Genomic DNA, 22,054 nt, shown 5'->3' with positions numbered 1-22,054 from the left:
CTATCCAATCACGCCAGCGCCAGGGCAATGGCGCCGCCGATCAGGGCCAGCAGCCCCACGGCCACCGGCAGGTGACGGCGGGCAATGCCGTCTTCCGGCCGGCCCTGCTTGTAACCGTGCCACATGGCAGCCACCAGATTTTCCCGGTGCAGCAGACTACTCCACAGCACGGCTGCCACATGAACGAAGACCAGCCCCAGCATGGCGGAGGCCACGCCTTCATGGATCTCTTCCAGCCAGTCCCCGGCCACCTCGTTGAAGGTCATCCAGCCGGTGGCGGCCGTCAGCAGGCCCAGGCCCAGGAGGGCCAGCACGGCCAGGGCGCCGGCGGGATTGTGGCCGGTGTAGTGCGGCGGGCGCAAGCGCAGCATGCCGAGCAAATACTCGCGGATCGCCGTCTGGCCCCGGACGAACTGGCTGAAGCGGGCGTAACGGCTGCCCACCAGCCCCCACAGAAGGCGGAAGACAATCAGGGCCGCCACCACGTAGCCGCTGGCGATGTGAATCAGCTGCCAGCGCTCCGACTCGCTGGTGATGAAGGCAGTAGTGAAGGCCAGGGCCAGGCTCCAATGGAACAGGCGCACCGGCACGTCCCACACCAGGATTTTGCCGGGGCCGGCATCCGTCGCCTTGGCGGCGGTGCAGCGTTGTTGGTCATGGATAGTCATGGCGGTTCCTCATCGACGGCCATCGGCCGGCTGCAGGGAGCCTTCGCCGAAATCACCCTGTTCGGCCCGGCGATGGCATTGCTGGCACTGGGCCATGGGCGTGGCCCTGGCGCCGGCCGGCACCTTGGGCAGCGGGTAGCCGCGCAGCTCCTCGGGCCGATGCTTGCGCTGGAACCAGGCGGTGGTGGTGAGGCGCGGCGCCGCCCCCTTGCCTTCATGGGCGCTGCGGGTACTGGCCTGGGCTTGCAGCAGGCTGGCGATCTCCCGCTGGGCCTGGGGCTCCAGGCTGGCGTCGCTGCCGAAATGGCGCTCCAGCTGCTGCAGGGTCACCTTCCAGCCGGCAGCATCCATCAATGCCGGCGGATAGGCGACGTGGCAACTGCCGCACTCCGCCGCGTAGGTAGGGGACAGGGCATAACGATGGTCGCCGGCCCAGGCGCCGCCGGCCAGCAGCAGGGTTGCCAGGGACAGGCTCTGTAGTGTTTTCATGGCATGGCTCCTCAGGGCTTCACGGTCAGCAGATAGGCCAGCAGGTCGCCCTTCTCTTCGGGCGTGCAGGCCCGGCCCAGAACATCCTTGCAGTTGCGGCCGAACCATTTGTCCACCTTGGCGGCATCGCTGAAACGACGGGGATTGGCGGCCGGGGCCAGGGGCTCGATCAGCTTGCGGGTCACCGCATGGGCGCCGCCCTGGCCCGGGTTGTTGGTATGGCAGGAAGCGCAACTCCAGTCGCTGCCATGGGTAGTGCTGAAGAAGCTGCGGCCCCGCTCGGCGGAAAAGGCGCGCAAGGCGGGATTGGACTGCCGGGCCTCCGCCAGCCAGGCGGCCTGCAGTTCGGCAGGCGAGGTGGGCGACGCGGCCAGGGTACTGCCGGCCAGGAGCGCCAGGGCGACGCCCATGGCCAGGGGTCTGGGGAAATACATTTGGGTCTCCCAAAGTGAATACGGGAGCCAGTATTGGCAGCCAGGATTAAGCCAACCTTAAGTCCCCCTCCCGCCCCAAGGGAAATTCGGCCAGACTTCTCCCCCCGACCTTCCCCCCCGCCGCCAGACACGGGATAATCCGCCCCTTCGGCGGCCCCTGCCGCGCCCATCCATTTTTTCGAAGCCCATGGCAACCAAGAAGAACAGCGATCCCTCCGGCCACACCCCGATGATGCAGCAGTATTTGGCGCTGAAGAGCCAGCATCCGGGCACCCTGCTCTTCTACCGCATGGGGGATTTCTACGAGCTGTTCTTCGAGGATGCGGAAAAGGCCGCCCGCCTGCTGGACATCACCCTCACCACCCGGGGCCAGTCCGCCGGCCTGCCCATCAAGATGGCCGGGGTGCCCTACCACGCCGTGGAACAGTACCTGGCCAAGCTGGTGAAGATGGGCGAATCCGTGGTCATCTGCGAACAGGTGGGGGACCCGGCCACCAGCAAGGGCCCGGTGGAGCGGGCCGTCTCCCGCATCGTCACTCCCGGCACCCTGACCGACGCCGCCCTGCTGGACGAGAAGCGGGACACCCTGCTCATGGCCCTGACCGGCGGCCGCGGCGTCTGGGGCCTGGCCTGGCTCAACCTGGCCAGCGGCGAATTCCGCGTCAGCGAAGTGGCCACGGAAAAGCTGGCCGCCACCCTGGAACGCATCCGCCCGGCCGAAGTGCTGCTGCCCGATTCCCTGGTGCCGGAAGTGAACATCAGCGCCGCCACCACCCGCCGCCCCGACTGGCATTTCGACGCCGAAGCGGCCAAGCGCCTGCTGCTGGAACACTTCAAGGTGCAGAGCCTCACCGCCTTCGCCGCCGAGGACCTGCGCCCCGCCCTGGGGGCCGCCGGGGCCCTGCTGCAGTACGCCCAGGCCACCCAGACCCAGGCCCTGCCCCATGTCCAGGGCCTCATGGTGGAGCGGGAGTCCGCCTATCTGGGGCTGGACGCCGCCACCCGCCGCAATCTGGAGCTGACCGAGACCCTGCGGGGCGAAGCCTCCCCCACCCTGTTTTCCCTGCTGGATTCCTGCATCACCGCCATGGGCGCCCGCTACCTGCGCCACGCCCTGCACCACCCCCGGCGCGACCGGGCGGTGCCGGCGGCCCGCATCGATGCCATCGGCGCCCTCATGGCGGACCATCTGGCCCTGGCCCAGTACCTGCGTAGCGGCCTGAAGGGCTTTGCCGACGTGGAACGCATCGCCGGCCGCATCGCCCTGCGCAACGCCCGCCCCCGGGACCTCTCCAGCCTGCGCGACTCCCTCGCCTGCCTGGAGGAACTGCGCCGCCCCCTGGCCGGCCATCCCTCGCCCCTGCTGGGTGAGCTGTGGGGCCAGCTGGAAGCGCCGGTGGAGGCCATTGAGCTTTTGCTGCGCGCCATCGCCCAGGAACCGGCGGCCATGGTGCGGGACGGCGGCGTCATGGCCACCGGCTTCGATGCCGAGCTGGACGAGCTGCGGGCCCTCAACGACAACTGCGGCGCCTTCCTGGTGGACCTGGAAGCCCGGGAGAAGGAACGCACCGGCATCGCCACCCTCAAGGTGGAATACAACCGGGTGCACGGCTTCTACATCGAAGTCACCCACGCCAATGCCGACAAGGTGCCGGACGACTATCGCCGGCGCCAGACCCTGAAGAACGCCGAACGCTACATCACCCCGGAACTGAAGGCTTTCGAGGACAAGGCCCTCTCCGCCCAGGACCGCGCCCTGGCCCGGGAAAAGTGGCTCTACGAGCAGGTGCTGGATCAGTTGCAGCCGGTGGTGCCGCAGCTGCAGGCGGTGGCCCGGGCCCTGGCCCAGCTGGACATGCTGGCCTCCTTCGCCGACACCGCCGTGGCCCGCAACTGGTGCCGCCCCGAATTCACCGACCGGCCCGGCCTGTGGCTGGAAGCGGGCCGCCACCCGGTGGTGGAAAACGAACTGCAGGCCCAGGGCGACACCTTCATCCCCAACGACCTGGACCTGGGGGAAAGCGAAGACGCGGAACGCCGCCTGCTGCTCATCACCGGCCCCAACATGGGCGGTAAATCCACCTACATGCGGCAGACGGCACTGATCGCCCTGCTCGCCCACGTCGGCTGCTACGTGCCGGCCAAGGCGGCCCGGCTGGGCCCCATGGACCAGATCTTCACCCGCATCGGCGCCTCCGACGATCTGGCTTCGGGCCGCTCCACCTTCATGGTGGAAATGACCGAGTCCGCCGCCATCCTGCACAACGCCACGGAACAAAGTCTTGTCTTGATGGACGAGGTGGGCCGGGGCACCTCCACCTTCGACGGCATGGCCCTGGCCATGGCCATCCTGCGCCACCTGCTGGAGAAGAACCGCAGCCTGACCCTGTTCGCCACCCACTATTTCGAGCTGACCCGCCTGGCCCACGAATACCCGGCCCTGGTCAATGTGCATCTGGACGCGGTGGAGCACGGCGACCGCATCGTCTTCCTCCACGCTGTGGAAGAAGGCCCGGCCAACCAGAGCTACGGGATTCAGGTGGCGGCCCTGGCCGGCATTCCCAGTGCGGTGGTGCGGGCCGCCAAGAAGGAACTGCGGCAGCTGGAAACCCGGGCCGCAGTGGACCCGCTGCAGCCGGATCTCTTCGCCGCCGTCCCGGCGCCCGACGAGGGGCCGGAAGCTCCGGCCCACCCGGCCCTGGAGCGGCTGGGGGAGATCGATCCGGACAGCCTCTCGCCGCGAGAGGCCCTGGACCTGCTTTACGAACTGAAGACCTTGCAACGGGGCTAGGCGCGGGTGTTGCAGAGCCTCATCCCCTGGGTGGACCATCCCTGGCTGCTGCTGGCCTGCCTGGCCCTGTCGGTGCCGCCCCTGCGGGACATCTGGCGCATGATGTTCGGCGACGCTGCCGACTTTGCCGAAGACCTGAGACTGGCCGCCCTCCCCGACTGGTGGGCCTGGTTCCAGGGCCGCTATTGGGACGGCCAGTGGGCCGAACTGAAACTGACCGTCTTCGCCCTGCTCTGCGTCGGCCTGCCCGCCGCCCTCTACCGCATCATCGCCGGCTGGGTGAACTGAAACTCTTCCTCCATGCCCTGGGCGCAGCCGGCGTCGAACAGGTCGGCCAGATGCACCAGCCAGCTGCGCAACTCCCGGTAGTGAGGCTCGAAGTCGTGGTGGAAGCTGCGGCTGGCCTCCTGCTCGTCACCCTGGGCCTGGGCCCGGGCGATGGTCCGCACATCCTCGCACACCTGGCGGTGGATGCGGGCGAAATCGGAGAAGGAACCCAGATCGCCGAAGTTGCGCCGGGCGCCGCTGGCGATCCAGCGGCCCAGGGGCCGTTCTTCCAGCCGGGGCAGGCGCTCGCACCACATGGGCCCGGGCGTACGCCCGTCCACCACCCAGGCGGTAACTTCGCGGCGCACCGCCGTCCACTCAGCCGCCACGCGGCAGAAGTTGATCTGGCTGCGCACTTCCTCCCGTTCCCGCCGGGAGAAGGGACTACCGCTGAAAAAGGCTCGGATAAGGTCGAGGGGACGCATGGCACACCTCTTTTCTTATAGTGGTTGGCTTGATTTAATTTTATGCCTTTGCGCATAAAACGAAAGTAATATTCAGCGCCCCCAGGGTTCGTCCTAGGTACTTCCCGGGAAAGTCCCTAGGAACCAACTCGTAGTTTGCATATACCCAATCGATCTAGAAAACCGCTTTTTTAGTGCTAGACTCTCATCCACTGTCATGGCGGCCACCGAGGGGCCGCCCCACCGATCATCCAAACAAGGGAGACTCCTGATGCCGAAGCTCGAAACCCTGGCCGTACATGCCGGTTATTCCCCCGATCCCACCACCAAGGCGGCGGCGGTACCCATCTACCAGACCACCTCCTACGCCTTCGACAACACCCAGCACGGGGCTGACCTGTTCGACCTGAAGGTGGCGGGCAACATCTACACCCGCATCATGAACCCCACCCAGGACGTGCTGGAAAAGCGCGTCGCCGCCCTGGAAGGCGGCATCGCCGGCCTGGCCCTGGCTTCCGGCCAGGCTGCCATCACCTACGCCATCCAGACCATCGCCGAAGCCGGCGACAACATCGTCTCCACCGCCACCCTCTACGGCGGCACCTACAACCTGTTCGCCCACACCTTCCCCCAGCTGGGCATCCAGGTGCGCTTCGCCGACTACCGGGACCCGGCCTCCTTCGAGAAGCTGATCGACGGCAAGACCAAGGCCATCTACGCCGAAACCATCGGCAACCCCCTGGGCAACATCACCGACATCGAGAAGCTGGCCGAGATCGCCCACCGCAACGGCATCCCGCTGATCGTGGACAACACCGTGGCCAGCCCCTTCCTGCTGCGCCCCATCGAGTTCGGCGCCGACATCGTGGTGCATTCCCTGACCAAGTACCTGGGCGGCCACGGCAATTCCATCGGCGGCATCATCGTCGATAGCGGCAAGTTCCCCTGGGCCGAGCACAAGACCCGCTTCAAGCGCCTCAACGAGCCCGATGTTTCCTACCACGGCGTGGTGTACACCGAAGCCCTGGGCCCCGCCGCCTACATCGGCCGCGCCCGGGTCGTGCCCCTGCGCAACACCGGCGCCGCCATCAGCCCCTTCAACGCCTTCCTCATCCTGCAGGGCATCGAAACCGCCGCCCTGCGCATGGAGCGCATCACCGACAACACCATCGCCGTGGCCAAGTACCTGCAGAGCCACAAGAAGGTGAAGTGGGTGAACTACGCCGGCCTGGAAAACCACCCGGACCACGCCCTGGCCAAGAAGTATCTGGGCGGCAAGCCCTCCGGCATCCTCACCTTCGGCGTCGAGGGCGGCATCGAGGGCGGCACCCGCTTCCAGGACGCGCTGCAATTGTTCACCCGCCTGGTGAACATCGGCGACGCCAAGTCCCTGGCCTGCCACCCGGCCTCCACCACCCACCGCCAGCTCAACCCGGAAGAACTGGCCAAGGCCGGCGTCACGGTGGATACGGTGCGTCTGTCCATCGGCATCGAGCACATCGACGATCTCATCGCCGACCTGGAACAGGCCCTGGCCGCCGTCTGAGCCAAACCTGCCGCAACCACGAAACGGGGCCCCAGGCCCCGTTTTTTTTTGCTCCCGGCGCCCCCCGGGTCAATCGCCGCCTCGCATTCGGCATATGCGGATTGACAAGACGCCCCCGAATTTTTGACACTGGAACCATGGGCGGCAAGCCCGCCCGGCCATGCCGGGTGAATCAAAACCCTCCGCCGCTGTCCCAGCAGTGGAGGGAAGCGGGGATCGAGCCTGAGCGGGAGTGCGGATGGGCAATTTAGCAACGCGGATGCGCCGAAAAATCGAAAGCCTGCCCCTGAAGATCAAGGCAGCCCTCTTCTGCGCCCTCATTTTCGCCCTGGGCATGGGTTCCCTCGCCTACTACGTGGCCGACGCCCTGCGCCGGGATTCGGTGGTTCTCATCGGCCAGGAGCAGAAGACCGGCGCCGACTTCCTCGCCCGCACCCTGGAAGCGGAACTGCGGCTGCGCCTGGACGTCATCGACGGCCTGGCCCGCCACCTGGTTGTCCAGTCCCTCAACTCGCCCCGGCAGATCCAGACCTTCCTCAATGAGCAGACGGTGGCCAGCCGCATCTTTTCCCGGGACATCTACTTCATCGCCGCCAACGGCATCCGCACCGCCGAGTATCCGCAACGGGGCCACGTCGGCACGCCCTACAACGACAGCAGCTATTTCATCAGCATCCGGGACACCCGCAAGCCGGCCATCCGGGTCTGGTTCGGCCGCTTCGCCAAGAAGCCGGTGCTGCTGGTGGCGGTACCCGTCATCGCCGCCGACGGCACCTTCCTCGGCGCCCTCTGCGGTGCCGACGTGATCGCCCCGGGCAGCCCCCTGCACCTCACCGACGAAGTGCATAACGGCCAGAGCGGCGGCTTCCACGTCTACGCCCTGGACCAGGGCATCTTCGCCGCCAGCACCGACCCCACCCGGGTCCTGGAAAAGCTGCCGGCTCCCGGCATCAACCCCCTGCTGGACCGGCGCCTCAAGGGCTATACCGGCCCGGGCCAGACCGTGGATTCCAAGGGCCTGGAAGTCGTCAGCGCCGCCGCCATGGTGCCCACCGCCAACTGGATGGTGGTGTCCTACCTGCCCACCCGGGAAGCCTTCGCTCCCCAGGAACGGGCCACCATGCGCATCTACAGCGGCGCCGCCCTCATCACCCTGCTGGTGGCCCTGCTGGTGTGGCTGGGAGTGCGCCGCTCCCTGGCGCCCCTGGAACGGGCCGCCCGCCAGATCGGCGAAACCGGGGCCGGCCACATTCCCCTGGAGCCGGTGGAGGTCCAGGGCAGCGGCGAGATCCGCATGCTGCTGCAGAACTTCAACCTGCTGCAGCAGCACATCGCCGCCCAGAACGAGACCATCCGGCAGGAGCGGGACCACCTGGAGGTGCTGGTGGAGGAGCGCACCGCCGAGCTGGTGGGGCTGGCCAAATCCCTGCGGGACGCCAACCAGGAGCAGCAGGCGGTGTTCGACGCCGCCCGCATCGGCATCATCCTCACCCGGGACCGCATCATCCGCCGCTGCAACCGCACCATCGAGGAAATTCTCGGCTACGAGCCGGGGGAAATCCTGGAGCAGAGCACCCGCATCTGGTACCCGGACGAGGCCACCTTCCTCGCCGTGGGCGAGCGGGTGCGGGAGGGCCTGACCCGCCACGGCTATTTCCGCGAGGAACTGGAGCTGGTACGCAAGGACGGCAGCCGCTTCTGGGGCCGCATCATGGCCCAGGTGATCGACCGCAACGCCCCGGAAAAGGGCATGGCCGGCACCGTGGAAGACATCGGCGAGGAGCGCCGCATCCTGGCCGAGATGGCCCAGGCCAAAGCCCTGGCCGAAGCGGCGGCCCAGGCCAAGGCCGACTTCCTGGCCAACATGAGCCACGAAATCCGCACCCCCATGAATGCCGTCATCGGCATGACCCACCTGGCCCTGAAGACCGACCTGGACGAACGCCAGCGCGAATACCTGCGCAAGATCCAGCATTCCAGCCAGCACCTGCTGGGCATCATCAACGACATCCTGGACTTCTCGAAAAGCGAGGCCGGCAAGCTGCACATCGAGCAGATCGACTTCGACCTGGAGAAGGTGCTGGAGGACGTCTCCAGCCTGATGTCGGAGCGGGCCACCAGCAAGGGACTGGAGTTCGTCATCGAAATGGCCGACGAGGTGCCGCGCCACCTGGTGGGCGACCCCCTGCGCATCGGCCAGGTGCTGATCAACTACGCCAGCAACGCGGTGAAATTCACCGAACGGGGCGAGGTGGCCATCCACGTCGGCCTGGAGGAAGACCAGGGCCAGGAGGTGCTGCTGCGCTTTGCCGTGCACGACACGGGCATCGGCATCAAGGCCGGGGAACTGCCCACCCTCTTCAACAGTTTCCAGCAGGCCGACAGCTCCACCACCCGCAAGTACGGCGGCACCGGCCTCGGCCTGGTCATCGCCAAGCGCCTGGCCGAACTGATGGGCGGCCAGGTGGGGGCCGAGAGCGAGCCGGGCCGGGGCTCCACCTTCTGGTTCACCGCCCGCCTGGGCCGGAGCAGCAACGCCCGCCATCGGGCCCCGCCCCGGCCCGACCTGCGGACCCGCCGCCTGCTGGTGGTGGACGACCACGACCATGCCCGGGACGTGGTCTGCGACATGCTGCGCAGCATGAGCTTCCAGGTCAGCGACACCGATTCGGGCAACCGCTGCCTGGCCGAACTGCAGCGGGCCAGCGCCGCCGGGGAGCCCTACGACATTGTCTTCCTCGACTGGCAGATGCCGGAAATGGACGGCCTCGCCACGGCCCGGGAAATCCGCCGCCTGGAACTGCCCCAGCCGCCCCTGGTACTGATGATCACTGCCTACGGCCGCGATGAGCTGGCCCGCAGCGCCGGCGAGAGCGGCCTCCAGGGCATCGAGGAAATCCTCATCAAGCCGGTCAGTCCTTCCCAGCTGTTCAACACCGTGATGCGCATCCTCGACCATGAGGACGGCCCCCACAGCGCGGCCGACCCGGAGGCCCTGCCCGACCTGGCGCCCCTGGCCGGCCTGCGGGTGCTGCTGGTGGAGGACAACCAGCTGAACCAGGAAGTGGCCAGCGAATTCCTGGCCGGCGCCAACATGGTGGTGGATGTGGCGGACGACGGCGCCAGCGCCCTGGAAAAGGTGCGCCAGCAGCGTTACGACGTGATCCTGATGGACATGCAGATGCCGGTCATGGACGGCATCGCCGCCACCCGGGAAATCCGCCGACAGTTCCCCGCCGCCGTCCTGCCCATCCTGGCCATGACCGCCAACGCCATGGAGCAGGACCGGGAACGCTGCCTGGCGGCGGGCATGAACGACCACATCGCCAAGCCGGTGGACCCGAGGGACCTGCTGGGCAAGCTGCTCAAGTGGCTGGCCCCCGGCGCGCCCCTCGTGGCCCCGCAGGCCGCCGCGCCGCTGCCCGGCACCGTCACGCCGACGCCGCCGGTCGCGGCCCCAGCCAAGGCCGACCGCCAGCCCTTCGCCGGCATCCCCGGGCTGGATGCGACCCTGGGCCTGCACCAGGCCCTGGACCGGGAAGGCCTCTACCTGCGCCTCATGGACAAGTTCGTCAGCGGCCAGCGCGACGCCCCGCAACGGCTGGCCCGGGCCATCGATGCCGGGGACTGGGTCGGGGCCGAACGGGAGGCCCACACCCTCAAGGGCGTCAGCGCCCAGATCGGCGCCATGCCCCTGCGCGACCTGGCCGAAGGGCTGGAGCACGCCATCCGCCAGCGGGACCCCCCGGACCTGCTGCAGGACCTGCTGGGCAAGATCGCCGACAGCCTGCCCCCGCTGGTGGACGCCATCGCCGCCGTCCTGGCCACCCAGGAAGTGCCGGCGGCCAAGGCCACGGTGAACTGGATGCAGGTGGAGGAAGTCTGCGCCCGCCTGGCCCAGCAGCTGGCAAACGACGATTTCGCCTGCGAAAAGCTCCTGGACGAACACGAGGCCCTGCTCCACGGCGCCCTGGGCGAGGACTTCCCGCCCCTGGCCCGGGCCGTGCGCGACTTCGACTTCACCCAGGCCCAGGCCCGGCTGCAGGCCCTGGCGGCAAGCCACCGGCTCAAGCTCTAGGGCAGCCCCGGGGCCGCCCCCGCCGCCCCGGCACAAAATCCTGAAAGGCCCCGGCGAGTTGTGTATATTGCGGCTGCGCCGGCCCGCCCGACCCGAACACCCACCCGGTCACGCCCCCTGTCATGCCGCCGGCGCACCGTGACTGCCGCCCTGCCAAGACCATGCCGCTACGCAAAATCAACCCCGCCGCCTACGACGCCCTGCTGGCCGAAAAGCTCGCCCGCTACCGGGCCGACTTCGCCCCCTTCGACCTGCCCGAGCCCCACATCGCCCGCTCCGCCCCCCTGCACTACCGGCTGCGGGCCGAGTTCCAGATCGTCCGCCGCGAGGGCCAGGTGGCCTACGCCATGTTCAACCCGGACAATCCCCGGGAAGCGGTGCCCCTGGAAACCTTCCCCGTGGCCTCCGCCACCATCTGCGAGATGATGCCGCGGCTGCGGGACGAACTGCAGGCCAGCGAACTGCTCAAGGACTACCTGTTCCGCGTGGACTTCCTCTCCACCCTGAGCGGCGAGCTGCTGGTGACCCTGGTGTATAAGCGGCCCCTGCGCCCCCTGTGGGAAGCGGCCGCCCGGGACCTGGCGCAACGGCTCAACATCCAGCTCATCGGCCGCAGCCGCGGGCAGAAGCTGGTCCTGGGCCGGGACTGGGTCGAGGAAAGCTTCGAACTGGAAGGCCGCCAGCTGCGCTACCAGCAGATCGAGGGCGCCTTCTCCCAGCCCAACGGCGAGGTGAACCGGCAGATGCTGGCCTGGGCCTGCGCCCAGGCCGCCACCCTGGGCGGCGACCTGCTGGAGCTGTATTGCGGCAACGGCAATTTCACCATAGCCCTGGCGCCCCACTACGAGCGGGTGCTGGCCACGGAAATGAGCAAGACCTCGGTCCATGCCGCCCAGTACAACCTGGAAGCCAACCGGGTGGACAACGTCAAGGTGGTGCGCATTTCCGCCGAGGAATTCAGCGAAGCCTACAGCGGCACCAAGGAATTCACCCGCCTGGCCGGCATCGACCTGAAGGGCTACCGCTTCTCCACCGTCTTCGTGGACCCGCCCCGGGCCGGCCTGGACGACGGCACCCTGGCACTGGTGCGGGGTTTCGACCACATCCTCTACATCTCCTGCAACCCGGAGACCCTCAAGGCCAACGTGGCGGCCCTGCACGACACCCACCGCATCGCCGCGGCCGCCGCCTTCGACCAGTTCCCCTACACCGACCACCTGGAGTGCGGTCTGCTGCTGAGCCGCCGCTGACACCCGGCCTGCCGGCACCCCTGCCGGCAGCCGGCCCCGGGCGGAAGAGGAACGCTGTCATGGCATGGCCCGGGAGGCAGGCAGGACGCCATTCTTCAGCCACGGCAGGCTGGAATGTCCGTCCTTCCTTGCTCCCAGGCCGATAGTCTGGAAGCAGCAACCCCGGGACTGGCGCCCGTCTTGTTTTCCCATCTTTCTCGCCCGCTTTGCTGCCGTCTTCCCCGCCAGCCGGCCGGTCCCTTTCATCCGCCGCACCTTGCACCTGCTCCCGGCAGCGCCCGGAGACTGGTGCCTTCCACCACTTACCACCGCCGGCTGAAGCCGCAGCAACGCCGCTCCGCGATGGCCGCCGTCCTTTCCCCCGGCCGCCGGCCTCGGTAGACTGGCGCCTCCATGGCCCCATCATTCCGTTGTCGGCCTCACTCAACGCGCTTCATTCCTACGCCCCGAAGAAACCCCATGGCCCGTCGTCTGCTGCTGTCCTTCCTGCTCCCCCTGCTGCTCCTCGCCAGCCCGGCCCTGCGGGCGGCCGGACTTAGCGTGGGCCTGGCCGCCGACGTTTCCTCCCTGGACCCCCACTATCTCAACGCCGCTCCCAACATCGCCGTGGCCAGCCACTTCTTCGAGACCCTGGTGGCGGTGGACAAGGACGGCCAGCTGGTGCCCGGCCTGGCCCAATCCTGGCAGGCCATCAATCCCACCACCTGGGAATTCAAGCTGCGCCCCGGGGTGAAGTTCCACGACGGCAGCCCCCTCACGGCGGAGGACGTGGTTTTCTCCCTGGACCGCCCCGCCAGCCTCACCCAGAGCCCGGGGCCCTTCACCGGCTTCACCAGGGCCATCAGCGGCAAGAAGGTGGTGGACGCCCACACCCTGCGCCTGACCACGGCCCAGCCCTACGGCCCGCTGCCCCTGGACCTGGCCTCCATTTTCATCGTCTCGAAGAAAGCCGCGGCCAAGGCAACGACGGAAGACTTCAACAGCGGCAAGGCCCTGGTGGGCACCGGCCCCTTCCGCCTGGTCAAGTTCCGCCGCGGCGAGGCGGTGGAGCTGGCCCGTTTCGACGGCTACTGGGGCGAGAAGCCCGCGTGGGATACGCTCACCCTGCGCATCCTGCCGGCGGATGCCGCCCGCCTCGCCGCCCTGCTGGCGGGCCAGGTGGACATGATCGAAGGCGTGCCCGGCGCCGACGTGGCCAGGCTGAAAAAGGACGCACGCTTCCGTCTCGAACAGCGCGTCTCCTGGCGCACCCTGTTCCTGCAACTCGATCTCTTCCGCGACGCCTCGCCTTTCGTCACCGACCTGGCCGGCAAGCCCCTGGCAAAGAATCCCCTGAAAGACCTCAAGGTGCGCCAGGCCCTCTCCCGCTCCATCAACCGGGAGGCCCTCGCCGCCCGCACCCTGGACGGCCTCGGGGTGCCCGCCAGCCGCCTGGTGGCGCCGGGCATTCCCGGCCACGGCCAGCAGCCGGCGGCGGAGCCCTACGATCCCGAAGGGGCCAAGCGCCTGCTGGCCGAAGCGGGCTACCCCCAGGGCTTCGCCCTGACCCTGCACGGCCCCAACAACCGCTACCTCAACGACGAGCAGATCCTGCAGACCCTGGCCCAGTTCTTCGGCCGCATCGGGGTCAAGACCAAGGTGGAAACCCTGCCCCTGGCCGCCTATTTCGGCCGCCTGCGCCATGCCGATTTCAGCGCCGCCCTGCTCGGCTGGGGCTCCCTCTCCGGCGACTTCGCCCTGCGCACCCTGCTCGGCACCCCGGACGAAAAATCCGGCTGGGGCGCCTGGAACTGGGGCCGCTTCAGCGACACCAGGGTGGATGCGGACATCCGCAGCGCCCTGGCCAGCACCGACCCGGCCCGCCGCAGCCGTGCCGCCGAGGCGGCCATGGACCAGGCCATGCAGCAATTGCCGGTGATCCCCCTGCACCACCAGGTCGCCACCTGGGCCCTGCGCGCCGGCCTCACCTACCCGGCCCGCATCGACGAATTCACCTTCGCCGCCCAGGTGCGGCCCCGCTAGGCCGGCAGGCACGCCGAGCTGCCCCAACCCCGGACGAGACCCGCACCGTGACCTTCATCCTCCGCCGTCTGCTGCACGGGGCCTGGGTCCTGCTGGCGGTCTCCGCCCTGGTCTTCGCCGCCCTCTACGTGGTGGGCAACCCGGTGGAACTGCTGGTGGATCCCCAGGCCGACCCGGCGGACACGGCCCGCACCATCGCCGCCCTGGGCCTGGACCAGCCCCTCTGGCGCCAGTACCTGACCTTCCTCGGCAACGCCGCCCGGGGCGACCTGGGCACCTCCTTCATCCACGGCGTGCCGGCCCTCTCGCTAATTTTGGAGCGCCTGCCGGCCACCCTGGAACTGGCCGCGAGCGCCCTCTTCCTGGCCCTGCTGCTGGGCATTCCCCTGGGCCTGTGGGCCGGCCTCCGGCCGACCTCCCTCGCCGGCCGCCTCATCGGTGCCGCCTCCACCCTGGGCTTCGCCCTGCCCGCCTTCTGGGTCGGGCTGATGCTGATCCTGGTCTTCGCCGTGCAACTGCAATGGCTGCCGCCGGGGGGCCGGGGCGAGACCCGGGAAGTGCTGGGCCTGTCCCTGTCGGTTTTCACCCTGGACGGCTGGCGGCACCTGCTGCTGCCGGCCCTCAACCTGGCCCTCTACAAGGCCGCCCTGGTGGTGCGCCTGGTGCGGGCCGGCAGCAGGGAAGCCCTGGCCCAGGACTACGTGCGCTTCGCCCGGGCCAAGGGCCTGACGGAAAGCCGGGTGGTGACGGGCCATGTGCTGCCCAACACCCTCATTCCCGTGGTCACCGTGCTGGGCATGGAGCTGGGTGCCCTGATCGCCTTCGCCGTGGTCACCGAGACGGTGTTCGGCTGGCCCGGCATGGGCAAGCTGCTGATGGACGCCATCAACGCTCTGGACCGGCCGGTGGTGGTGGCCTACCTGCTCTTCGCCGCCGCCCTTTTCGTGGTTCTCAACCTGCTGGTGGAACTGCTCTACGGCTGGCTCGACCCCCGGGTGCGGGAGGGGCGGCAATGAGCGAGTCCCGTCCCGATTCCACTCCCACTCCCACTCCCACTCCCACTTCCGTTTCCACTTCCGCTGGCGGCGGCATTGCGGTCCGCACTCTGGCCCGCCTCGCGGGGTGCCGCTCTAGCACTTTCCTCGCCCGCTTCGCCGCCAACCCCGCCGGCAAGCTGGCCCTGCTCCTGCTCGCCCTGACCCTGCTGACGGCCTTCGCCGGCCCCTTCCTGGCGCCCCAGAACCCCTACGACCCGGCGGCCCTGGACATCCTGGATGCCCGCCTGCCCCCCGGCAGCGCCGCCGCAGCCGGCGGCACCTATCTCCTGGGCAGCGACGAACAGGGTCGGGATCTGCTCTCGGCCATGGTCTACGGCCTGCGCCTGAGCCTCTTGGTGGCGGGCGCCGGCACCGGCCTGGCCTGCCTCCTGGGGGCCGCCCTGGGCCTGACCGCCGGCTACTTCGGCGGCCGCTGGGAGCGGCTGGTGCTGGCCCTGGCCGACCTGCAGCTGTCCTTCCCCGCCCTGCTCATCGCCCTGGCCCTGCTGGCCCTCTCCGGCCCGGGCCTGCCCAAGGTGGCCCTGGCCCTGGCTGCCTCCCAGTGGGCCTATTTCGCCCGCAGCGCCCGGGTCGCCGCCCTGGTGGAATCGGGCAAGGACTACATTGCCGCCGCCCGCCTGCAGGGCCTTTCCCACGCCCGCCTGCTGTGGCGCCACCTGCTGCCCAACTGCCTGCCGCCCCTGCTGGTGATCCTGCCCCTGCAGCTGGCCGCCGCCATTTCCCTGGAGGCGACCCTTTCCTTCCTCGGCCTCGGCGCCCCGGCCACCGAGCCCTCCCTCGGCCGCCTCATCGCCAACGGCTTTGCCTACCTGCTCTCGGGCCAGTACTGGATCAGCCTCTATCCGGGCCTGCTACTGACCCTGGCGGTCACCGCCATCACCCTGGCCGCCGACCGGCTGGCCGCGGTGCTGGACCCGCGCCGGCAGGAGGGCTGACAATCGCCCCCTTGCTCCAGGCCCCGCACACCAACTGCCTTCCAACCGATATCCGCCATGCGACTGATCGACCAACTGCAACGCCTCTACTGCCTGCCCCAACAGAGCGGCCACGTCCTGCCTCCGGGCGCCGCCGTCACCGCCCCGGCCCGCCGCCTCGCCGCCGCCGACCTGGAACGGGGCCCGGCCGGCGAGGCCGCCATCGCCCTGCACCTGACCAGCCCGGAAGGCTACGCCCGGGCCCTGGTCGTCGAATTTTCCCGCAGCGCCCACTGGCCCCAGGCCGCCGCCCTCTGCCAGGCCCTCACCGGGGAACTGGAACTGCCGGCCCCGGCCGTGGCCGTCGGCGGTCCGGCGGGCTACCAGCTGTGGCTGTCCCTGGCCGAGCCCCAACCCGTCGCCACGCTGCAAGCCTTCCTCCAGGCCCTGGTACACAAGTATCTGGCCGACGTGCCCGCCGCCGCCCGGCGCTGCTACCCGGTCGACGGTGGCGAGGGCAACGACTGCCCCCACCTGCCTCCGGCCCGGCTGGCCAACGAGGGCTGGAGCGCCTTCATCGACCCCACCATGGGCGTCATGTTCGCCGACGAGACCTGGCTGCCCATGGCCCCCAACGCCGACAAGCAGGCGGACATGCTGGCCGCCCTGAAAAGCATCAGCACCACGGATTTCCAGCGGGCCCTGGCGCAACTGCAGGCGGAGTCCGCCGCGGCTGTGGCTAACGAGCCGCTGGCCGAACCGCCCGCACAGCCAATAGCCAAGCCATTCTCCGTGGCACCTGCCGCGACAGCCGCATCCCTGGCCGCTCCCAGCCTGGGCAGCCAGTTCAGCGATCCCCGGGACTTTCTCCTGGCGGTGATGAACGACGCCGGCGCCAGCACCGAGCAGCGCATCGAGGCGGCCAAGGCCCTGCTGCCCTATTTCCACGGACCCAAGCGCTGAACGGTGCCGCCGCGCCGGACGGCGCCCGCTTCTACCACCACTTTCCATTCCCTCCACTCCGCCGGAGCCAGCCATGAGCACCTTCACCAAAGTCACCCTGTATACCGATCACGACGGCTACGCCCGCTTCCGCGAGGAAGAAGTGCCCCTCAGCGAAGGCACGCCCCAGGCCATGCTCTCCGCCCTCACCCCGGCCAAGGCCTGCCAGTTCCGCCAGAGCCCGGTGGGTTTCCGCAGCCAGTTCCACTGCACCACCGAAGAACAATGGCTGTTCGTCCTCGGCGGCGAAATGAAGATCGGCCTGCAGGACGGCAGCAGCCGCAACTTCAAGGCCGGCCAGCACTTCTATTCCGCCGACACCCTGCCCGCCGGCGCCACCTTCGATCCCAAGGTGCACGGCCACTGGAGCTGCCAGGTGGGCGACGAGCCCCTGGTGACCCTGTTCGTCAAGGTGTAAGGCCGGTTCCCGGCAATCCCGTGGCGGCCCTGATGCCGCCGGTTGCAGACGCCAAAACGACCGCAGCGATGCGGCCGTTTTCTTTTTGGGGGGCGGACTATACTGCCCGGACAGGTCGGCCCGGGCAGTCGCTTTTTCCGCCCTCCTTCGCCATAGCCATTGGCTATTTCGAATATTCAATTAATCAATTTTAATAATTACAACCGATTCACTAGACTGCCTCATATCCGATCATCAACGGTTCACCCAAGGAGGAAAAAATGGCAAACGACACGAATCAAACCAAGCCCGCCGGCCAATGCCCGGTCATGCACGGTGCCCAGACCACCGCCGGCAGCCAGACCATGCAATGGTGGCCCAAGGCCCTGAACCTGGACATCCTGCACCAGCACGATGCCAAGACCAATCCCATGGGTGCCGGCTTCAACTACCGCGAAGAACTGAAGAAGCTGGATGTGGCCGCCCTGAAGAACGACCTCAAGGCCCTCATGACCGACAGCCAGCCCTGGTGGCCCGCCGACTGGGGCCACTACGGCGGCCTCATGATCCGCATGGCCTGGCACTCCGCCGGCACCTACCGCATCGCCGACGGCCGGGGCGGCGCCGGCACCGGCAACCAGCGCTTCGCCCCGCTCAATTCCTGGCCCGACAACGCCAACCTGGACAAGGCCCGCCGCCTGCTCTGGCCGATCAAGAAAAAGTACGGCAACAAGATCAGCTGGGCCGACCTGATGATCCTGGCCGGCAACATGGCCTATGAATCCATGGGTCTCAAGACCTTCGGCTTCGCCTTCGGCCGGGAAGACATCTGGCATCCGGAAAAGGACATCTACTGGGGTTCCGAGAAGGAATGGCTGGCCCCCACCGGCGCCGAAGGCAGCCGCTATTCCGGCGAGCGGGACCTGGAAAACCCCCTGGCCGCCGTGATGATGGGCCTCATCTATGTGAATCCCGAAGGCGTGGACGGCAAGCCCGATCCCTTGAAGACCGCCCGGGACATGCGCACCACCTTTGCCCGCATGGCCATGAACGATGAAGAAACCGTGGCCCTCACCGCCGGCGGCCACACCGTCGGCAAGGCCCACGGCAACGGCAGCGCCGCCAACCTGGGCCCCGCCCCGGAAGCGGCGGAGCTGGATGAACAGGGCCTCGGCTGGAACAACCACGGCAGCCGCGGCATCGGCCGCGACACCGTGACCAGCGGCATCGAAGGCGCCTGGACCACCAACCCCACCCAGTGGGACAACGGCTACTTCAAGCTGCTGCTCGGCTACGACTGGTGGCTGCAGAAGTCCCCCGCCGGCGCCCACCAGTGGGAGCCCATCAACATCAAGGAAGAGGACATGCCGGTGGATGTGGAAGACCCCACCATCCGCTGCAAGCCCATCATGACCGACGCCGACATGGCCCTGAAATTCGACCCGGAATACCGCAAGATCGCCGAGCGCTTCCGCGACGACCAGGCCTATTTCTCGGAGACCTTCGCCCGGGCCTGGTTCAAGCTGACCCACCGGGACATGGGCCCCAAGGCCCGCTACTTCGGCCCGGACGTGCCCCAGGAAGACCTGATCTGGCAGGACCCCATCCCCGCTGGTCGTAAGGACTACGACGTGGCCGCGGTGAAGGCCAAGATCGCCGCCGCCGGCCTCTCCGTCGGCGAGATGGTGGCCACCGCCTGGGACAGCGCCCGCACCTACCGGGGCTCCGACAAGCGGGGCGGCGCCAACGGCGCCCGCATCCGCCTGGCGCCGCAGAAGGACTGGGAAGGCAACGAACCGGCCCGCCTGGCCAAGGTACTGGCGGTCTATGAAAAGATCGCCACTGAGACCGGCGCCAGCGTCGCCGACGTCATCGTCCTGGCCGGCAATGTGGGCGTGGAGCAGGCCGCCAAGGCCGCCGGCTTCCCGGTCGAAGTGCCCTTCGCCCCGGGCCGTGGCGATGCCACCCAGGCCATGACCGACGTGGAATCCTTCGAAGTGCTCGAACCCCTGGCCGACGGCTTCCGCAACTGGCAGAAGGCCCACTACGTGGTGACGCCGGAAGAAATGATGCTCGACAAGGCCCAACTGCTGCGCCTCACCGCCAGCGAGATGACCGTGTTGGTCGGCGGCCTGCGCGTTCTCGGCGCCAACCACGGCGGCAGCCAGCACGGCGTGTTCACCGAGCGGGTCGGCGTGCTCTCCAACGACTTCTTCGTCAATCTGACCGACATGGCCTACACCTGGAAACCCACGGGCCGCAACAGCTACGCCATCGTCGATCGCCAGAGTGGCGCCACCAAGTTCACCGCCACCCGGGCCGACCTGGTCTTCGGCTCCAACTCGGTCCTGCGCGCCTACGCCGAGATCTACGCCCAGGACGACAACCAGGAGAAGTTCGTGCGCGACTTCATCGCCGCCTGGACCAAGGTGATGAACGCCGACCGCTTCGATCTCAACTAAGGCACCAACCCCGCCGCCGCCCGCCAGGGCGGCCGGTGGGGCACTCAACTACAAGGCCCGGCGGCGTTGCCCCGGGCCTTTTTCATGTGCAAGCAGTCGCAAGGATTGCCCGCATGACATTTGGCTGAACGACTGGCAAAATCAACCCGACTTTGAACGAATGCCGCGTATGACTGCCATCTATCCCCTCGAATATTGCTGCCGATCTGGCGGAAGCCTCTGTTGGCAAGCATCCCAGGCTGCTGCGTTTTCTGACTTATACGGCGTTTCGCCGGCTTATATGCAGTTTTGCCGTCTACTTCACTTAGGCATTACTCATGGCCGGTGACTTTAACCAAGAGCGTCTAACTGAGACATACAAGTCTCTCATCACTCTCTCCACAGAAGGCTTCCGATATCTAGCGTTAATCAACGGAGGCGCAGTAGTTGCTCTTCTTGCGTACCTAGGTAACGTGACAAAAAACGGCTCTTGTCCTCCCGACTTATCAGCTCCGTTACTTTGGTTTCTTGGCGGCCTTGTATCTTGTGGTGTCGCAATGGCATTTGCTTACGTCACACAATTGCGCCTTCTTAATGAGCTTATTAACACCGAAATACTCCCAACCCGCCATCCCCTTTTCTTATGGGCGGCAATGGGGGCGTACACCATCAGTCTCGCTTGCTTTAGCTATGGTGCTTGGGTAGCAGTTGGGGTATTTAATAATGCCTAACAATTCCGTCGAGAGGGACCGCCCACAAGCTGCGCTTGTGGGTACCCTTCGCGGCTTCGCCGCTACGGCGGCCCCTCACGTCAAACGTTAGACATCATCCCCAAGTCCTTGAGCTATGAATAACGCATCTAGTGAACGCATCAGAATGAAGGTTGGCGGGATGGGTGACGATGAGTTCGAACGGTTCATGAGCGATCTACTGCCACGAATTTATCCTGGTTTTAATTCCCTTGAACCCTCATTTAACTTCATGGGAAAGACTACAAAAGGGAAATGCGATGCCCATGTCTACCATTCGCAGGACGATACATATACGGCGATCATCTGCACAACTCAGCAATCCGAAATTCACAAGAAAGTCCTTGGCGACATCGCGAAACTTTCTTCCACGAAGTTTTCTTCAAAGATTCGGCGCGTCCTGCTCTGCGTAAATACGCCGATTAAAGATGAAGTAGAAGACTATCGAACGGCATGTGGGCTCCACGGCTGGGAACTTGATCCACTTTCACTCGAACGCATCACACGACATACTTTAGGAGAAGCGGATTTACTACTTAACTACTTCGGCGAATTATCTCCCCGTGATCCTGCTTCGCCTCTATTGCTACGTCGCTTCGACTGTGGAAACCGGATAAAGGAAGCTCGACAGGATATTTCACTCCAGATTTCTCGATTGATTGAGCAAATAGACTTTCCGAGTGAGAGGGAGTGGAAGGCGATTGAATCTGGTGAGGTAGAAATCGCGGAACTCTATATAAACGCACTATCCGCACTCACGGGAGTTTCGGGCGCTTGGCTCAAACATGGTGCCGGTGCCAAATATCCTTCTGAGGTCATCTATGACCATCAAGTTTCGAAGGTCGAGGCCATCGCTGCTGAAGCTCCCCTGGCATCGTATATTGCTATTGAGCCGTCATCCATGGATGCAGTGCTTATTGTTCAATTCTCCGAACTTCGTTGGCGTGTCTTCCCGTTTGGGTTCTCCTTGGATTTTTGGGACTGGATAGGCGATCAACATCACATACCGACAATTTTTAAACTGCTGAAGAGCGCAGATCGACTGCTCAAACATCCGTATGGCCGAGTCATCTCTCCAAGCTTGATGAAAGAATTTCGGGCTGAAGAGAAGCATCCGTCAATTTCATTCAAGAAGAGCGGGTATAACAATTATTGGTTCGATGATCTCTTCGACCTGTACCATCGCTACCCCATCGCCAAGGACAAATACCGACATCATGGCGAATGGTTTGTTAAATTGCAGAATGAATTCCGCAACTATCAAATCGATTCGTCCGCCCCAGAGATACGCGATGCCGATGATGTCTAACCTCTCAATCCACCGGACCTGCGCGAAACGCCGCACAAGCCGTTGATTTCAAACGTTAGCTTTACATTCCAAACCACCCTCTATTCCAAAGCCATAAGTTCTGCCACGATTCAGATAGCCCCCGCTTTACCATTCGTCACAACCTCCCCCGCCCCTTTTCGTTAGCATGTCGGGC

The 22,054-nt window shown here is 66.6% G+C and carries 16 protein-coding genes; 12 read left to right on the top strand and 4 right to left on the bottom strand.

Annotation, left to right across the window (positions count from 1 at the left end; genetic code table 11):
* Positions 1 to 8: 8 nt before the first annotated feature.
* Genes AC3QLZ_RS00595 through AC3QLZ_RS00585 form a run of 3 tightly spaced genes read right to left on the bottom strand, consistent with a single transcriptional unit; the run spans position 9 to position 1,591 of the window.
* Positions 9 to 668, bottom strand: a complete 660-nt coding sequence (locus AC3QLZ_RS00595; RefSeq protein WP_014237304.1) for a cytochrome b/b6 domain-containing protein — start codon at positions 666 to 668, stop codon at positions 9 to 11.
* Between the two features lie 9 nt (positions 669 to 677).
* Positions 678 to 1,157 (bottom strand): Diheme cytochrome c, encoded by a 480-nt coding sequence (locus tag AC3QLZ_RS00590; RefSeq protein ID WP_014237303.1) that lies wholly within the window; start codon positions 1,155 to 1,157, stop codon positions 678 to 680.
* An 11-nt stretch (positions 1,158 to 1,168) separates the two neighbouring features.
* On the bottom strand, positions 1,169 to 1,591 hold the full coding sequence (locus AC3QLZ_RS00585; protein ID WP_014237302.1) for a DUF1924 domain-containing protein: 423 nt from the start codon (positions 1,589 to 1,591) through the stop codon (positions 1,169 to 1,171).
* A gap of 187 nt (positions 1,592 to 1,778) precedes the next feature.
* Here AC3QLZ_RS00585 and mutS point away from each other — a divergent pair, with 187 nt between their 5' ends.
* The gene (gene mutS / locus AC3QLZ_RS00580) at positions 1,779 to 4,382 is read left to right on the top strand and encodes a DNA mismatch repair protein MutS (RefSeq protein ID WP_014237301.1); all 2,604 of its coding nucleotides are present in this window, start codon (positions 1,779 to 1,781) and stop codon (positions 4,380 to 4,382) included.
* Positions 4,383 to 4,391: 9 nt separating this feature from the next.
* On the top strand, positions 4,392 to 4,670 hold the full coding sequence (locus tag AC3QLZ_RS00575; RefSeq protein WP_043798088.1) for a hypothetical protein: 279 nt from the start codon (positions 4,392 to 4,394) through the stop codon (positions 4,668 to 4,670).
* On the opposite strand, the gene AC3QLZ_RS00570 is transcribed toward AC3QLZ_RS00575, so the two are convergent.
* The gene (locus tag AC3QLZ_RS00570; protein ID WP_014237299.1) at positions 4,640 to 5,134 is read right to left on the bottom strand and encodes a CZB domain-containing protein; all 495 of its coding nucleotides are present in this window, start codon (positions 5,132 to 5,134) and stop codon (positions 4,640 to 4,642) included. The two genes, AC3QLZ_RS00575 and AC3QLZ_RS00570, sit on opposite strands and share 31 nt — an antisense overlap.
* Before the next feature lie 250 nt (positions 5,135 to 5,384).
* Between AC3QLZ_RS00570 and AC3QLZ_RS00565 the strand changes: the two genes are divergently transcribed.
* From AC3QLZ_RS00565 to AC3QLZ_RS00520, 10 genes are all read left to right on the top strand, one after another.
* Positions 5,385 to 6,659, top strand: a complete 1,275-nt coding sequence (locus AC3QLZ_RS00565) for an O-acetylhomoserine aminocarboxypropyltransferase/cysteine synthase family protein (RefSeq protein WP_014237298.1) — start codon at positions 5,385 to 5,387, stop codon at positions 6,657 to 6,659.
* Between the two features lie 259 nt (positions 6,660 to 6,918).
* Entirely contained in the window at positions 6,919 to 10,737 is a 3,819-nt protein-coding gene (locus tag AC3QLZ_RS00560; protein ID WP_050804299.1) for a response regulator, read from the top strand.
* 161 nt (positions 10,738 to 10,898) lie between these two features.
* The gene (trmA, locus tag AC3QLZ_RS00555; protein ID WP_014237296.1) at positions 10,899 to 11,987 is read left to right on the top strand and encodes a tRNA (uridine(54)-C5)-methyltransferase TrmA; all 1,089 of its coding nucleotides are present in this window, start codon (positions 10,899 to 10,901) and stop codon (positions 11,985 to 11,987) included.
* A 459-nt stretch (positions 11,988 to 12,446) separates the two neighbouring features.
* Positions 12,447 to 14,009 (top strand): ABC transporter substrate-binding protein, encoded by a 1,563-nt coding sequence (locus AC3QLZ_RS00550; protein ID WP_014237295.1) that lies wholly within the window; start codon positions 12,447 to 12,449, stop codon positions 14,007 to 14,009.
* Positions 14,010 to 14,056: 47 nt separating this feature from the next.
* Positions 14,057 to 15,025 carry an ABC transporter permease gene (locus AC3QLZ_RS00545; protein WP_014237294.1) on the top strand — a complete coding sequence of 323 codons (969 nt, stop codon included), beginning with the start codon at positions 14,057 to 14,059 and terminating at the stop codon, positions 15,023 to 15,025.
* Positions 15,022 to 16,002, top strand: coding sequence for an ABC transporter permease (locus AC3QLZ_RS00540; protein ID WP_492783282.1), 981 nt, complete (start codon positions 15,022 to 15,024; stop codon positions 16,000 to 16,002). Before AC3QLZ_RS00545 ends, AC3QLZ_RS00540 begins: the two co-directional genes overlap by 4 nt.
* 57 nt (positions 16,003 to 16,059) lie before the next feature.
* On the top strand, positions 16,060 to 16,944 hold the full coding sequence (locus tag AC3QLZ_RS00535; protein WP_014237292.1) for a hypothetical protein: 885 nt from the start codon (positions 16,060 to 16,062) through the stop codon (positions 16,942 to 16,944).
* Between the two features lie 73 nt (positions 16,945 to 17,017).
* The gene (locus AC3QLZ_RS00530) at positions 17,018 to 17,401 is read left to right on the top strand and encodes a cupin domain-containing protein (protein ID WP_014237291.1); all 384 of its coding nucleotides are present in this window, start codon (positions 17,018 to 17,020) and stop codon (positions 17,399 to 17,401) included.
* Positions 17,402 to 17,661: 260 nt separating this feature from the next.
* The gene (gene katG / locus AC3QLZ_RS00525) at positions 17,662 to 19,842 is read left to right on the top strand and encodes a catalase/peroxidase HPI (protein ID WP_014237290.1); all 2,181 of its coding nucleotides are present in this window, start codon (positions 17,662 to 17,664) and stop codon (positions 19,840 to 19,842) included.
* A gap of 897 nt (positions 19,843 to 20,739) precedes the next feature.
* Complete coding sequence (locus tag AC3QLZ_RS00520; RefSeq protein WP_157870617.1) at positions 20,740 to 21,879, top strand: hypothetical protein; 1,140 nt, start codon at positions 20,740 to 20,742, stop codon at positions 21,877 to 21,879.
* The last annotated feature ends 175 nt before the right edge of the window (positions 21,880 to 22,054 follow it).

This window comes from Azospira sp. MPR-LB4, from assembly GCF_058809525.1.
This window is presented reverse-complemented; position numbering and strand designations above follow the sequence as displayed.